The 13,837-nt window shown below is 54.8% G+C and carries 11 protein-coding genes and 1 riboswitch; of the genes, 7 read left to right on the top strand and 4 right to left on the bottom strand.

Annotation, left to right across the window (positions count from 1 at the left end):
* Positions 1 to 6 precede the first annotated feature (6 nt).
* Both HCQ99_RS01515 and HCQ99_RS01510 read right to left on the bottom strand, forming a co-directional pair.
* Positions 7 to 765 carry an ABC transporter permease subunit gene (locus HCQ99_RS01515; protein ID WP_166984860.1) on the bottom strand — a complete coding sequence of 253 codons (759 nt, stop codon included), beginning with the start codon at positions 763 to 765 and terminating at the stop codon, positions 7 to 9.
* A gap of 11 nt (positions 766 to 776) precedes the next feature.
* Positions 777 to 1,745, bottom strand: a complete 969-nt coding sequence (locus HCQ99_RS01510) for an ABC transporter ATP-binding protein (protein ID WP_166984858.1) — start codon at positions 1,743 to 1,745, stop codon at positions 777 to 779.
* Positions 1,746 to 1,828: 83 nt separating this feature from the next.
* Positions 1,829 to 1,972, top strand: a riboswitch (SAM riboswitch).
* A 20-nt stretch (positions 1,973 to 1,992) separates the two neighbouring features.
* Here HCQ99_RS01510 and metK point away from each other — a divergent pair.
* Positions 1,993 to 3,174: a methionine adenosyltransferase gene (metK, locus tag HCQ99_RS01505; protein WP_166984856.1), complete on the top strand. Its 1,182-nt coding sequence runs from the start codon at positions 1,993 to 1,995 to the stop codon at positions 3,172 to 3,174.
* Between the two features lie 9 nt (positions 3,175 to 3,183).
* On the top strand, positions 3,184 to 4,107 hold the full coding sequence (gene gluQRS / locus HCQ99_RS01500; protein ID WP_166984854.1) for a tRNA glutamyl-Q(34) synthetase GluQRS: 924 nt from the start codon (positions 3,184 to 3,186) through the stop codon (positions 4,105 to 4,107).
* A 10-nt stretch (positions 4,108 to 4,117) separates the two neighbouring features.
* Here the strand turns inward: gluQRS and HCQ99_RS01495 are convergent, their stop codons facing one another.
* Both HCQ99_RS01495 and HCQ99_RS01490 read right to left on the bottom strand, forming a co-directional pair.
* Positions 4,118 to 5,347, bottom strand: coding sequence for an MFS transporter (locus HCQ99_RS01495; protein ID WP_166984852.1), 1,230 nt, complete (start codon positions 5,345 to 5,347; stop codon positions 4,118 to 4,120).
* Complete coding sequence (locus HCQ99_RS01490) at positions 5,340 to 6,215, bottom strand: SGNH/GDSL hydrolase family protein (protein WP_243854491.1); 876 nt, start codon at positions 6,213 to 6,215, stop codon at positions 5,340 to 5,342. Before HCQ99_RS01490 ends, HCQ99_RS01495 begins: the two co-directional genes overlap by 8 nt.
* A gap of 69 nt (positions 6,216 to 6,284) precedes the next feature.
* On the opposite strand from HCQ99_RS01490, the gene HCQ99_RS01485 reads away from it, so the two are divergent.
* From HCQ99_RS01485 to gatB, 5 genes are read left to right on the top strand one after another with little or no spacing between them, the layout of a single operon-like run.
* On the top strand, positions 6,285 to 8,090 hold the full coding sequence (locus HCQ99_RS01485; protein ID WP_166984850.1) for a DEAD/DEAH box helicase: 1,806 nt from the start codon (positions 6,285 to 6,287) through the stop codon (positions 8,088 to 8,090).
* 19 nt (positions 8,091 to 8,109) lie between these two features.
* Positions 8,110 to 10,446 carry an NAD-dependent DNA ligase LigA gene (gene ligA / locus HCQ99_RS01480; protein ID WP_166984848.1) on the top strand — a complete coding sequence of 779 codons (2,337 nt, stop codon included), beginning with the start codon at positions 8,110 to 8,112 and terminating at the stop codon, positions 10,444 to 10,446.
* A gap of 44 nt (positions 10,447 to 10,490) precedes the next feature.
* A complete protein-coding gene (gene gatC, locus HCQ99_RS01475; protein WP_166984846.1) occupies positions 10,491 to 10,799 on the top strand; it encodes an Asp-tRNA(Asn)/Glu-tRNA(Gln) amidotransferase subunit GatC in 309 nt (102 codons plus the stop codon).
* Complete coding sequence (gene gatA, locus HCQ99_RS01470; RefSeq protein WP_166984844.1) at positions 10,799 to 12,319, top strand: Asp-tRNA(Asn)/Glu-tRNA(Gln) amidotransferase subunit GatA; 1,521 nt, start codon at positions 10,799 to 10,801, stop codon at positions 12,317 to 12,319. Before gatC ends, gatA begins: the two co-directional genes overlap by 1 nt.
* Before the next feature lie 2 nt (positions 12,320 to 12,321).
* On the top strand, positions 12,322 to 13,818 hold the full coding sequence (gene gatB, locus HCQ99_RS01465; RefSeq protein ID WP_166984842.1) for an Asp-tRNA(Asn)/Glu-tRNA(Gln) amidotransferase subunit GatB: 1,497 nt from the start codon (positions 12,322 to 12,324) through the stop codon (positions 13,816 to 13,818).
* Positions 13,819 to 13,837: the final 19 nt, after the last annotated feature.

The following is a 13,837-nucleotide window of genomic DNA, read 5'->3' as shown; positions in this document are numbered from 1 at the left end:
AAATTGTTATTTAACATCTGACTTTTGGTTTCTAATCAAGCCCAGCACCAGCGGAATTACAATATATGCGGCCAAAACAACAATGTTGTACCACAGCGGAGCAGGCGAGTCGACGCTCCACCCAGGCTCTACAGCAGCGAAGTTGTCCACATAAGCAGCAATGTCTTGCGTTCGTGGGATCGCCAGCACCTTAGCAAGAGGGTGCAGCGCTTCTATGTAAACCGCAGCCGTGAACAGCAGACTCTCGATAACCATGTAGTAGACCAGCGTAATCGTCATGCCTGAAACAAGACTTCTGAACAGGGCAGAAAAGCCGAAACTTGCAGCCCACATCAAAACAATTGGCAAAATTGCGGCAAGTGCTTCGCCATAACCCCTATCAGCAAATCTAACGTTTGGGGCGATCCAAATAACCAGTAAGCTCAAGGCAACTCCGAGCAGCAGATTCAGTGTCAGAAACGTAAATCCAGTCACAGCTTTGGCGCACAACCACTGCCAACGTTTTTGCTGAGTCAGGAATGCATGAGCGTTAAGACCGGACGAAATATCGCCTCCAACGCTAGAAGCAGAAAACACCGCTGCGATGATCGCGAAGATAAAAGATGATGTGGTGAAGATAGATCCCCATGTTTCAACACTGTCTTCTCCGGCAAACACCGCCGAAAGCACCTGCGGCCCGTAGAGGCTACCAGTTAGCAAAACTGTATACAGAATGGTGGAGCGCAGAGACGCTAGTTTAATAACTTCAGCTTTAATTGCGTTCATTAGATTGTTCATTAGTTTTGGCCTCCGTCTACCTGCGCAGTTGAATACTCTTGGGAGGCGCCGGTTAGTTTTAGGAATGTTTCTTCAAGTCCGACCGTTTGTGTGTAGAGCTGTGTGATGGGAAGCCCATTTGCGAGTGCGAGGCCGGCGATATCTGCACGCGCTGCTGCTTCGTTTTGCTCTTCAGAGATTTCAACCTCAATTTGGGAAGCAGCTTTAGAGCTCGTATTAACTCGATATCCTGCATTTTGCAATAAGGCGGTTAGCCGCACGTGTTCTGGGCACTCGACAATAACCGCAGCGTTACCGGCGAGGAATTCTTGCATGGAATATTCTCCAAGCAGCTGCCCGCGGCCGATTACAACCAGTCGATCTGCGGTGAGCTGCATCTCATTCAGAAGATGCGAAGACACCAGCACAGCCCGCCCTTGGGAGGCGAGGAAGCGGATCGTATCACGCAGCCAGCGCACACCCTCGGGGTCGAGGCCGTTAACAGGTTCGTCCAAGAGCAGATGCTGCGGGTCTCCCAGCAGTGCAGCAGCGAAGTTGATGCGCTGTTTCATGCCAAGCGAGTAGCTTTTCATAGGTTTTTTCGCGACCGCTGTCATGCCTACGAGATCGAGGCACTCAGCAACCCGAGACTGCGGTATCCCGCCGCTCGCAGCCAGTACACTCAGATGCCCATACCCGGAGCGTTTGGGTGTGAACCAATTGGCGTCGAGAATAGCGCCGGCAACTCGCGATTTATTAGGCAACTTCGAGAAATCAGAATCGTAGCTTTTACCGTCAACTGCGCCCGTAAATCTGACAGAACCAGAGCTGGGGGTATCCAGCCCAAGCATGCAACGCATCGTTGTTGACTTGCCGGAGCCGTTTGGGCCGAGAAATCCAGTTACCTGCCCGTCCGGAACCGAAAAACTGAGATCGGCAATCGCCTTCTTGCTGCCGTACGTTTTAGTTAGATTTTCAACTTCGATCATTGTTTAAGAATAAGCGCAACAAGCCTTCCAGCGTAAGGGGGGGCGTGTCGAGGTTTTTGTAAAAATCTGTTACGCTTTCAACAGTTCAAGAGTTGCAGCCTTACAGTACCTGGCTGGCTGCACGACAACCCGAGCTCATTGTTCCGGGTGTCCCAGGGTAAGAACCGGCGCACACGGTGCAGCAAGACAATGAATATCTGCTCATCTCGTGCGTGCAAGCAATGAACAACCACGAAAGCGAGATGAAATGCAGCTCTTCACCTCCGAATCTGTCACCGCCGGTCACCCTGACAAACTGTGTGACCAGGTCAGTGACGCCATACTTGATGCCTACTTGGGTGCGGATCCCACAAGCCGTGTCGCTGTCGAAACGCTGGCCGGTAACGGTCGGATCGTGATCGCCGGCGAGGTGAGCTCTAACGCAGGTATCGACCTTGAGGCAATCGCGCGGAAAACTATTAGAGAGATCGGATACACGGATCCCGCATACGGCCTTGATGCTGCAAACTGTGAGGTGCAAATTTTTGTTGCGCCGCAGTCGCCTGAGATTGGCGAGGGCGTCTCAGTCTCTGCCGAACAACGCAGTGCGACAGCCGAGGATCCTTTCGACCTGCAGGGGGCCGGTGACCAGGGGATAATGTTCGGTTACGCAACAAACGAAACCCCGACACTAATGCCGCCAGCACTCACTATCGCGCACGCGCTTGCTGCGCGCCTGCAAGAGGTGCGTCAAACTGGAGTTCTAGAGTGGCTGCGACCAGACGGTAAAACCCAGGTGACTTTAGGGCTTGAAAATGGTGTGCCAAAGCTGGTTGACACTGTTGTGCTGTCAACCCAGCATGCTGAACATGTTTCCCAAGATGAGATCCGGGAAGCGGCTGCACATCACGTAGTTGCGCCGATCCTGCACGAAACCGGCCTAGATCTGGAGCAGTTAAAATTACACGTTAACCCCTCAGGCTCGTTTATTGTTGGTGGCCCGCAAGCAGACGCCGGTCTGACGGGACGTAAAATCATCATTGATACCTACGGGGGAGCGGCACGACACGGCGGCGGTGCGTTCAGCGGCAAAGATCCATCAAAGGTTGATCGCTCAGGCGCGTATGCGATGCGGTGGCTTGCAAAACATGTTGTTGCTGCGGGGCTTGCCGAGCGAGCAGAGCTGCAGGTGGCGTATGCGATCGGTAAGGCGCGGCCGGTTGGGCTTTACGTTGACACTTTTGGCACCGGTGTTATCTCTGATGAAGAGATTGCGAAAGCCCTGCAGCGCACATTCGATTTGCGGCCGGCTGCTCTGATTGATGAGCTAAAGCTGAAGCGCCCGATTTATGCAAAGACAGCCGCATACGGTCACTTTGGCAGAGAACTGCCCGAGTTCACGTGGGAGCACACCCCCAAAATAGCTGCGTTAAAACAGGCTGCCGCGTAATCTGGAGTTATGGAAACTATTGGGCGAGGTGCGGGGCGTTATGCGCCGAGTCCAAGCGGGCGCCTGCACATCGGTAATCTGAGCACGGCTCTTGTGGCGTGGCTTGCTGCTCGCTCTACCGGCCGTAAATTTTTAGTGCGGATCGATAACCTCGATCGCGATAGAGATGCCGGCGCAGGGCCAGCACAGCTGTCGGATTTAAAACTGCTTGGGCTTGACTGGGATGAGCCTGCTGTGTGGCAGGCGGATCGATCCGCAAGCTATGCTGCAGCGGTTGAGAAGCTTACCGCAGCCGGATTAGTGTTTGAGTGTTTCTGCTCGCGTAAGGATATTCTGCAAGCACCCACCGCGCCGCATGCACCGCCGGGAGCGTATCCGGGCACCTGCCGCAACCTGAGTGCAGCAGAGATCGCGAACAAGCAGGAGCAGTTTGGTGGGCGCAACCCGGCACTCCGTCTGCGCACACCAGCACCGGCCCAAGAGCGCTCGTTTACAGACGCGCTGCTCGGCAGAGTTACAGGCTCTGTTGATGATTTCGTATTGCGACGTGGTGACGGCACCTACGCCTATAATCTTGCAACCGTGGTTGATGATGCCGCAGCGGGAGTGGATCAGGTGGTGCGGGGAGAGGATCTTGCGCTGAGCACTCCGAGACAGCTCGTGCTTTATGATCTGCTCGGTCTAAAAGCTCCTGAATATGCACACGTGCCGCTGGTTTTAAACAAACAGGGTCAGCGCTTAGCTAAACGTGATGGCGCTGTCACCCTGGCAGAGCTGCTTGAGTTGGGGATCAACCCTAGTGAGGTGCTCTCTAAAATGGCAGAATCTTTGGGGCTTAGTAAACCCGGTGAAGTGGTTAGTGCCACACAACTAATTTCACGCTTCGAGTATGCGAAACTTCCGAAAAAGCCGTGGATCTTTGCGGGGTTATAAGCGAAAAGAATCAGCTTTGATTCAGAGTTTGAATAGGTGCTGTTGCAACACCTAAGTGACGCTGCACACGCTGCGCTAACAGCAGCGCCAATAACCCTAAAGCGGTAAACCCAATCGCTAAGAATGCGGGTGAGTTAAAGCCGAACCCGAGGCCGACCATGAGACCGCCGCCGGCGGCACCGAGAGCGTTCGCTGCGTTGAATGCTGAATGCATCAGAGAGCTGCCGATCACCGGTGATTCAGGAGTTATATCCATCATCCATACTGCAACCATCGGGCTGCAGGCGCCGCTAGAAAACGCCATCACGAAAACACCTGCGCCCAAGATGAGTGGATTGTGTGCGCCAAAAGCAACAATCGCGCAGCCGGTGAGGAAAGCAAGCAGTGCAATGCGCATCCAGAAGCGTTTATTGATATCGGCTAACCTGCCGCCGGTCAGGCTGCCGAGTGTTTGACCGAGGCCGACCAATACGAGGGTTGCCGAAACTAAGTGCGCGTCAAGCTGCGCGACATCTGTTACCAGCGGTGAAATATATGAGTACACCGCAAAAAACCCGGCGGTGCCCAACATCGCTGCGATAAAAGCAAGCCACAAAAGCGGTTTTGTAAGCACCCGGAATTGCGATGTGAGCGGCGCATGTGCCGGAGTTTCCTGCGCTGGCACAGTAACGGCGATAGCAATCACCGCGAGCAGAAAAACACCGGCTATTACGCCGAGCGCGATGCGCCAGCCGAAGGTTTGGCCAACAAGAGTTAGCACCGGCACCCCAGCGAGGGAGGCGAGCGGGAGCCCGAGCATGACGTAGCTGACGGCTCTGCCACGCTGGCCCGGCCCCATCATACGTGCTGCAACCAGCGGCGCAAGACCGAAATAGGAGCCGTGCGGTAAACCGGCGATAAAACGCATAACGACAGCGAGCGCAAAGTTATTAGTGAGCACGGTAGCAAGTGTGGTGAGCACGAAGCTAACCATAAAAATAAGCAGCACACGTTTTGGGTTAAAACGACCGGCCAGAATGGTGACAACCGGCGCTCCGATAATTACACCCATTGCGTATGCGCTAATAAACCAGCTGGAATTACCGAGCGCGAGATCGCGATTTGTGATGTATTGCGTCTCTAAAAGATCACTCGCGATCTCAGGCAGGATGCCCATCGGCAGAAATTCCGCAGCGCCTATACCAAAACTGCCTATCGCAAGCGCGATGATAGCGAGTAAAACTGTTTTCCTGTTATTCAACTGGACCAGGCTCCGGTCGCTTTGGCTCCACGTTATCGCCTGAGGAAACTCGGCGAATACGACGGATCACCCACGGCAGCAAATACTCGCGCGCCCATACGGCGTCTTCTTTTCGCGCCTCCCGCCAGGTGCGCACGGGAGCGGGTTCGGGTTTGCGTGCTTCAAGCGAGTGGGGCACGTTAAGGCTGTCAAGGATGCAGATAGCTACGGCATGGTGACCGAGCGGGTTGAGGTGCAGACGGTCTTCTGCCCAGTAGCGCGAGTCGGTAAGTTCGGTGCGCGCCCACAGGTTCACTATTATTGCGTCGTAGCGTTCAGCGACGGTGCGCTGATGCATAGAATACAGTGCGGCACGACTGTAGATAGCTTTAAAAACGCCCTCACTGCTGTCAAATGCGCTAAACAGAACAACAGTCGCTCCGGCTTCGGTGAAACGTTTAACGATGCTCTCTTGCTTTGCGATTATTTCGATAATGTTTGCTTTCGGCCGCAAAACATCATTACCGCCGGCAGAAATGAAAACAAGATCAGGCTTTAAAGCAAGTGCTTTATCAACCTGTTCAGCGATGACCTGATCAATCACTTTGCCACGCACTGCGAGGTTGGCGTATGCCAGATCAGGATTGTGCTTTGCGAGGACGGTTGCGACGCGATCTGCCCAGCCGCGCAAACCACCCGGGGCGGTGTCGTCAGGATCACCCACACCCTCGGCAAATGAATCTCCGATAACCACCATACGGTTCCAGGGGAGACGCAGACCTTCGTTAACCGCAGCTTTTTCTCTGGCGCGCAAAGCTGCTGCGTCCAGTTCTTCCTGATTCGGGATCCGCACCGAATCGGTCGCTGACTGTGTTTTATTATTCGACAAAGCGTCCTCCCAAAAGCACTTAAGATCTGCTTGTGCAGTTTTATTGCTCCCCGATTATTCTAGAGGGGTATGTCTGATCCAATCGACCGCCTGCATCTGCCTGGAACCAGCGCCGCAGAGCACCTTTCACCCTCTTATCCGGAGCGTGCCGCTTGGGGTACGGCGGGAACTCTTAGAGCCTGGCAGGAAGAAGCAATCAGCAAGTATCTAGCTTCTGAACCGCGTGACTTCCTCGTATCGGCGACCCCCGGCGCCGGTAAAACTACTTTTGCGCTGCGGCTGGCTGCGATCCTACGTGCGAAAAATACAGTTAATCAGGTTATCGTGGTTGCCCCCACAGAGCATCTAAAAGTGCAGTGGGCTGATGCGGCTGCCCGGGCCGGCATTAAACTAAACCCGCACTACTCCAATGGTGATGGCTTAAATTACGGAAGCGGCTATCACGGCATTGTTGTGACCTACGCGCAGGTTGCAATGAAGCCAATCCAGCATCAGATCATCTGTGAAGCCGCCGAGACTCTTGTCATTATGGATGAGGTGCATCACGGCGGTGATTCCCTGAGCTGGGGGGAGGGCATCATAACCGCCTACGCCGCAGCAAAACGGCGACTGGCGCTGACGGGCACTCCGTTTAGATCCGATGACGCACAAATACCGTTCCTGCGTTATGCGCGCATGCCCGACGGCACAAAAGTATCTGACACAGATTATGACTACGGCTACGGCCGAGCTCTGAACGACGGGGTTGTGCGCCCGGTAATTTTCATGATCTACGCCGGAAAAATGAAGTGGCAGTCAAGCGCTGGCGAGGTGATGGAAGCACGGTTAGGTGAGGGGAACCCTAAAGACATTACAAAACAGGCCTGGCGCACCGCACTAGATCCATACGGGGATTGGATGTTAAGCGTGCTTCGAGCAGCCGATAAGCGTCTTTCCGAAGTGCGACACCATGTTGAAGACGCCGGGGGGCTTGTAATAGCTGCGGATCACGCAACCGCAAAAGCATACGCCAAACTGTTGGCGGAGATAACCGGGGAAAAGCCGGCGCTAATTCTGTCTGACGACGCGGGAGCATCGCAGCGGATCGCAGATTTTGCAAAAGCCAACACACGGTGGATGGTCGCAGTGCGGATGGTGTCAGAGGGGGTGGATGTGCCGCGGCTAGCGGTCGGTGTCTATGCAACAAATTCTGCTACGCCACTGTTTTTTGCGCAGGCAATTGGGCGTTTTGTGCGCAGTCGGCGCCGGGGTGAAGTGGCAACTGTGTTTTTGCCAAACGTGCCAGATTTAATGCTGCTTGCAAGTCAATTAGAAAAAGAACGCAATCATGTGCTTGATCTAGCCAAAGGGGCTGAGGAGCTGCTTGATGCGGAACAGGTTTTGATAGATGAAGCCAACCGTGAAGAGCAGGCCAGCGCAGCGCTAACAGGCGAGTTTGTGTATAAAGCCTTAGGATCAGACGCGAACTTTGATATGGCGGTCTTTGACGGTCAAGAGTTCGGCGGGTATGCGACAGTCGGCAGTGAGGAAGAGCTGGACTTCCTCGGCCTGCCAGGTATTTTGGAGCCGACTGAGGTGCGCGCGCTATTGCTGCAACGACAGGCGAGACAAGCGCGCCGATCCGCAAGTAAACAGGGAATTAGCGAATTTGCGCCGGAGCGAGCTGAAGCCCCGGAGGCAATTCACAGAACAATTACTGAGCAGCGGAAACTTTTGCACCAGTTAGTCGGGTTGTATGCGCGCAGAACCGGTGATCCGCACGGCGCAGTGCACGCCTGGCTCAGGCGGGTGTGCGGTGGCCCGCAGGTGTCTAAAGCCTCTGTGTCACAGCTGCAGGATCGTATAAATATGCTGCGCCAGCGTTTAGAGGGGTAATCCCGGGTAGGATTTTGATGTGGTCGAAAATCAGGAGTTTGCAGCGGCAAAAGCGCGTGTTGAGGAGCTAACAAAACTGCTTGATGCGGCACGCAAGGCATACTACGCGGACGGCTCATCGCAGTTGTCTGACGCAGAATATGATGCACAGCTTGCCCAATTACGCGACCTTGAAAACACATGGCCTGTGTTGAAAAGTCAGGACAGCCCGACAGAAACAGTTGGTGCGAGCCCCGCAGGCAGCGGCTTCGCAACACACAAACACGCTGAACGCATGTACAGCCTCGACAATGTTTTTAGCATCGCAGAGTTTGAAAACTGGGCGCAAAAAACGAGTGCTGCCGCTGGGGAGCCGATTGCCTGGTTGAGCGAATTAAAAATTGACGGTCTCGCTATCAGCCTCACCTACCGAAACGGGGTGCTTGAAACCGCCGCGTCTCGCGGAGACGGCACCGTTGGCGAAGACATTACCGAGAATGCGCGATACATTTCTGCGATCCCGCAAAAACTTACCGGTGACAGTATCCCGGATTTTTTTGAAGTGCGTGGCGAGGTTTTCTTCACCACAGCAGATTTTAAGCACATTAACGAAAGACAGGAAGAGCTGCAAAAGGCCTATGAAGAAGAGTGGCAGCTTAAGCGAAAGCCGGGAGCAAAAATCCCGAAGGCACCACGCTTTCCACAGTTTGCTAATGCGCGCAACACCGCTGCCGGAACGCTGAGACAGTTAACGACTAACAAAAATGCAACAGAGCTTGCCCTAATGCGTGAGCGGCTTGCATCGCTCAGCATCTACGTGCACGGCATTGGAGCGTGGGAGGGTGAGGTCACCGAGCAGAGTCAGGTATATGAGCTGCTGCACGCATGGGGCTTCCCGGTATCGCCGCACAACCGTGTTTTTGAAAGCATCGCTGAGGTGTCAGAGTTTATTATCCAGACCGGGGAAAATCGACACGCTATTGAGCATGAAATCGACGGTGTAGTCGTTAAAGTAAATGATTTTGCTGTGCAGCGCCGTCTGGGACAGACCAGCAGAGCGCCGCGCTGGGCGATTGCATACAAGTATCCGCCGGAAGAAGTGCACACGAAACTGCTCGATATTCGAGTCGGTGTTGGGCGCACCGGTCGCGTCACCCCGTATGCTGTGTTAGACCCTGTCGAGGTGGCTGGCTCCAGAGTTTCGAGGGCAACACTGCACAATCAAGACGTGGTAAAAGCGAAAGATCTGCTGCTTGGAGACACCGTAGTGTTGCGGAAAGCCGGTGATGTGATCCCTGAAATTCTGGGGCCGGTCTATAGCTCTCGCACAGGGAACGAGCGTGAGTGGCAGATGCCGCAGCAGTGCCCAGAGTGTGACACCCCGCTGACGCAGATGAAAGCCGGTGATGTTGATCTACGGTGCCCGAACGACGAAACCTGCCCGGCGCAGTTGGCCGGTCGTATTGAGTACATCGGCAGCCGCAAAATTTTAGATATTGATGCGCTCGGTGAGGCAGCCGCTCAGGCGCTGACGCGGCCGCTCAACGGGAAACCTCCGCTCACCTCAGGAAAGCGCCTCTTTAGTTTGACCACGGCTGAGCTCTTACCGCTTGAGGTCGGTGTTGTAGACGCTGACACCGGTGCCCCGGTAGTGGATGAAGAAACCGGTGAGCAGCTAGTGCGCAGGCCGTTTGCGAGAATTGCCGGTAGCGGTGAAGAGCCCGAAATTAGCATCACTGCAGCAGGGACTACTTTCGTTCCTAACAAGACAGCCGAGAAATTAATAAAGGGGCTTGCAGCTGCAAAAACGCAGGAATTGTGGCGCTTATTGGCAGCGCTCGGAATCCGGCATGTTGGGCCGGTGACAGCGCGGCATATTAGCGACTATTTTGGTTCGTTTGCAGCGATTTTTTCGGCCACTGCTGCAGAACTGACAGCGGTGGATGGTGTCGCGGCTGAAACTGCGCAGACAATTATTAACTGGTGGGCGGTCGACTGGCATCGCGAGATAGTGACCGCTTGGGAGGCTGCCGGAGTGCAAACAGCAATCGCTGATCATCCGGGGCCTGGCACGCAGACGAAATTAACTGGTGTGCTGGCAGGGCTGACCGTTGTTGCAACTGGGACGCTGACCGGCTACACAAGAGATACCGCACAGGAGGCAATCATTGCAGCCGGCGGGAAGGCCGGCTCCAGTGTCTCAAAAAAGACCGACTTTGTTGCTGCCGGCCCTGGGGCGGGCTCGAAGCTTGCGAAAGCGGAGGAGCTTGGTATTCCCGTGCTTAACGCTGAACAGTTTCACACTCTCGTAACAGAAGGTCCTGCGGCACTCCAGCTGACTGTCGAAGAACTCAGAGACAGCGACGTTAGACTTTAAGTGTTATTTTTCAGAATATAAATCTCAAATAGACAGTGAGAAATATGGCAAACGATCCGGGCATTACCCGCGAAACCGTAGAGCACCTTGCGAGCCTTTCGCGAATTACGCTCACCGATGATGAAACCGAGATGTTCACCGCACAGCTTGGTCAGATCCTTGGCGCAATCGCCAAGGTTAGTGAGGTTGCTGGCGAGGATGTGCCAGCAACAAGCCACCCGGTACCACTGGTAAATGTGATGCGGGAAGACGAAGTGCGTGACGTGCTAACCCAAGAGCAGGCGCTGAAAAACGCGCCAGAATCGGCCGAGGGCAAGTTCCAAGTAACTGCGATTTTGGGGGAGGAACAGTAATGAGTTTAATAACCAACACCGCAGCTGAGCTTGCCGCAAAACTCGCAGCTAAAGAGGTTAGTGCCGTTGAGGTAACCCAGGCGCATTTGGATCAAATCACAGCAAGTGACGACACTTACAATGCGTTTCTTGCGCACAATGATTTAGCACTTCAGGTTGCTGCAGACATCGACAAGCAGCGCCTTAGTGGTGAAAACGTGCCCGCGCTTGCCGGTGTGCCGCTCGCGGTTAAAGACGTGCTGGTCACAACAGATATGCCATCAACCTCAGGCTCGAAAATTCTTGAAGGCTATATGTCGCCATTTGATGCGACTGTGGTTGCCAAGTCACGCACTGCCGGGCTGGTGCCGCTTGGAAAGACCAATATGGATGAGTTTGCGATGGGTTCGGCCAACGAAAACTCAGCCTACGGCCCAGTAAAAAACCCTTGGAACATCGATAAAGTTCCGGGCGGCTCTGGTGGTGGCTCAGCCGCTGCTGTTGCCGCATTCCAGGCACCGCTCGCGCTCGGCAGTGACACAGGTGGATCAATTCGCCAGCCAGCCGCACTCACCGGAACTGTCGGCGTAAAACCGACCTACGGTGCTGTGAGCCGGTACGGCGCAATCGCTATGGCCTCATCACTCGACCAGATTGGTCCGTGTGCTCGCACCGTTGCTGACGCCGCTCTTCTGCACGACGTAATCGCAGGTTACGACTGGCACGATTCAACCTCACTCAAGCACGACTGGCCGCTGATGGCTGACGCTGCTCGTGCCGGCGCAGACCCCACGAGCTTAAAGGGCGTGCGAATTGGCGTTGTGAAAGAACTGCTCAGCGACGCAACACAAGAGGGTGTGCGGCAGCAGTTTGAAGCATCTCTCGCACTCGCTGCAGCTGAGGGGGCAGAAATCATTGAGATTAGTGCGCCACACCTTGAATACGCTGTGGCGGCCTACTATCTGATCATGCCAGCTGAGGTCTCAAGCAATCTCGCTCGCTATGACTCAGTTCGTTTTGGTCTGCGTGTGACCCCTGAAAACGGTGGCACTGTCGAAGACGTTATGGGAGCAACCCGTGCTGCAGGTTTTGGCACAGAGGTAAAGCGCCGCATTATTCTCGGCACCTACGCTCTGTCGGCTGGTTACTACGATGCCTACTACGGCTCAGCTCAAAAGGTGCGCACCCTTGTGCAGCGTGATTTTGAAGCGGCTTTTGAAAAGGTTGATGTGCTCGCCTCGCCAACCTCTAACACCACCGCTTGGAATCTTGGCGATCGCGTTTCAGATCCGATGCTTAATTACCTTAACGATGCAACCACTATTCCAGCGAACCTTGCCGGCCTTGCGGGCATCAGCCTACCTGTTGGTCTCGCGGCGGAAGACGGTCTGCCGGTTGGCCTGCAGCTAATGGCGCCGCAATACGGCGATGATCGCCTGTACCGTGTGGGAGCTGCAATCGAATCGCTCATAACCGAACGTGATGGAAAGCCGTTTTGGCAGCACAATCCGGTGTTTGAGACCGCAAAGGCAGGTGCGTAACAGTGGCTAAAACAAAACTGATGGATTTTGATCGAGCACTCGAACTTTTTGAGCCTGTTATCGGTCTTGAGGTGCACGTCGAGCTCAATACGAAAACTAAAATGTTCTCGGCCGCCCCAAACTTTTTCGGTGGCGAACCAAACACCAACGTCACACCTGTTTGTCTCGGGCTTCCCGGAACTCTGCCGGTAGTCAATCAGGAGGCGGTGCGCTACTCAATCAGTCTCGGCCTCGCACTCGGGTGCGAGATCGCAGAGCACTCCGGTTTTGCGCGCAAAAATTACTTCTACCCGGATATGGCGAAGAACTATCAGATCTCGCAGTATGATGATCCGATCGCACACGACGGTTCGCTCGAGATTGAACTGGCAAATGGACGCGTAGTGCATGTGCCAATCGAGCGCGCTCACATGGAAGAAGACGCCGGTAAATTAACACACGGCGGAGACAGCGGGCGCATTCAGGGTGCCACCCACTCGGGGGTTGACTACAACCGTGGTGGTGTGCCGCTGGTAGAGATTGTGACCCGGCCAATTTTCGGCGGGGAAAAAGATACCCCTGAAATCGCTGCCGAGTATGTTGCAACCATTCGCGAAATAGTAAAAGCGCTCGGCATCTCCGACGCGCGTATGGAACGCGGCAATATTCGGTGCGATGCCAATGTTTCACTGCGGCCGCGCGGCACCGAGCAGCTCGGAACCCGCACCGAAACAAAAAACGTTAACTCACTACGCTCTATCGAACGCGCAGTGCGTTTCGAGATTCAGCGTCAGGCACAGATCCTGTCTGAGGGCGGATCGATAGTTCAAGAGACGCGCCACTGGCACGAAGACACAGGTGAGACCTCACCCGGTCGCCCGAAGAGCGATGCTGATGATTATCGCTACTTCCCAGAGCCGGATCTTGCGCCGCTTGCCCCCAGCCGGGAACTGGTTGCAGAACTCAAAGCTGCGCTGCCGGAACATCCAACCCTGCGTCGTCGTCGGCTGAAGCAAGAGTGGTCGTTCAGCCCGCTAGAGTTCCGTGACGTTCTAAACTCTGGGCTGCTTGACACTATTGAAGACGCTGTTGCAGCGGGTGTTCCCGCACAGACCGCACGAAAGTGGTATACCGGCGAAATTGCACGCATTGCAAACGAGCGCAACGCCGTTCCGGGCGAGCTCATTTCAGCCGCACAGCTCGGCGATGTTGTGCAGTTGGTTGATGCTGGCACCCTCAACGACAAACTTGCGCGCCAGGTTATTGCCGCGATTATCGACGGTGAGGGCAGCGCCGCAGAAATCGTGCAACAACGCAACCTGGCTATTGTCTCTGATGATGGCGCACTAATTAAGGCTGTTGATGAGGCGCTTGCAGCGCAACCGGATGTGCTCCAGAAGATCCGTGACGGTAAAGTGCAAGCGGCCGGCGCAATTATCGGTGCTGTTATGAAGGCTATGCGTGGCCAGGCCGACGCTGCCCGCGTGCGTGAGCTTGTGCTTGAACGCGCCGCCGGTTAAACGCAGCACCAGTAGTTTC

The sequence above is a fragment of the Canibacter zhoujuaniae genome (assembly GCF_011752015.1).
Classification (GTDB): Bacteria; Actinomycetota; Actinomycetes; order Actinomycetales; family Microbacteriaceae; genus Canibacter; species Canibacter zhoujuaniae.
This window is presented reverse-complemented; position numbering and strand designations above follow the sequence as displayed.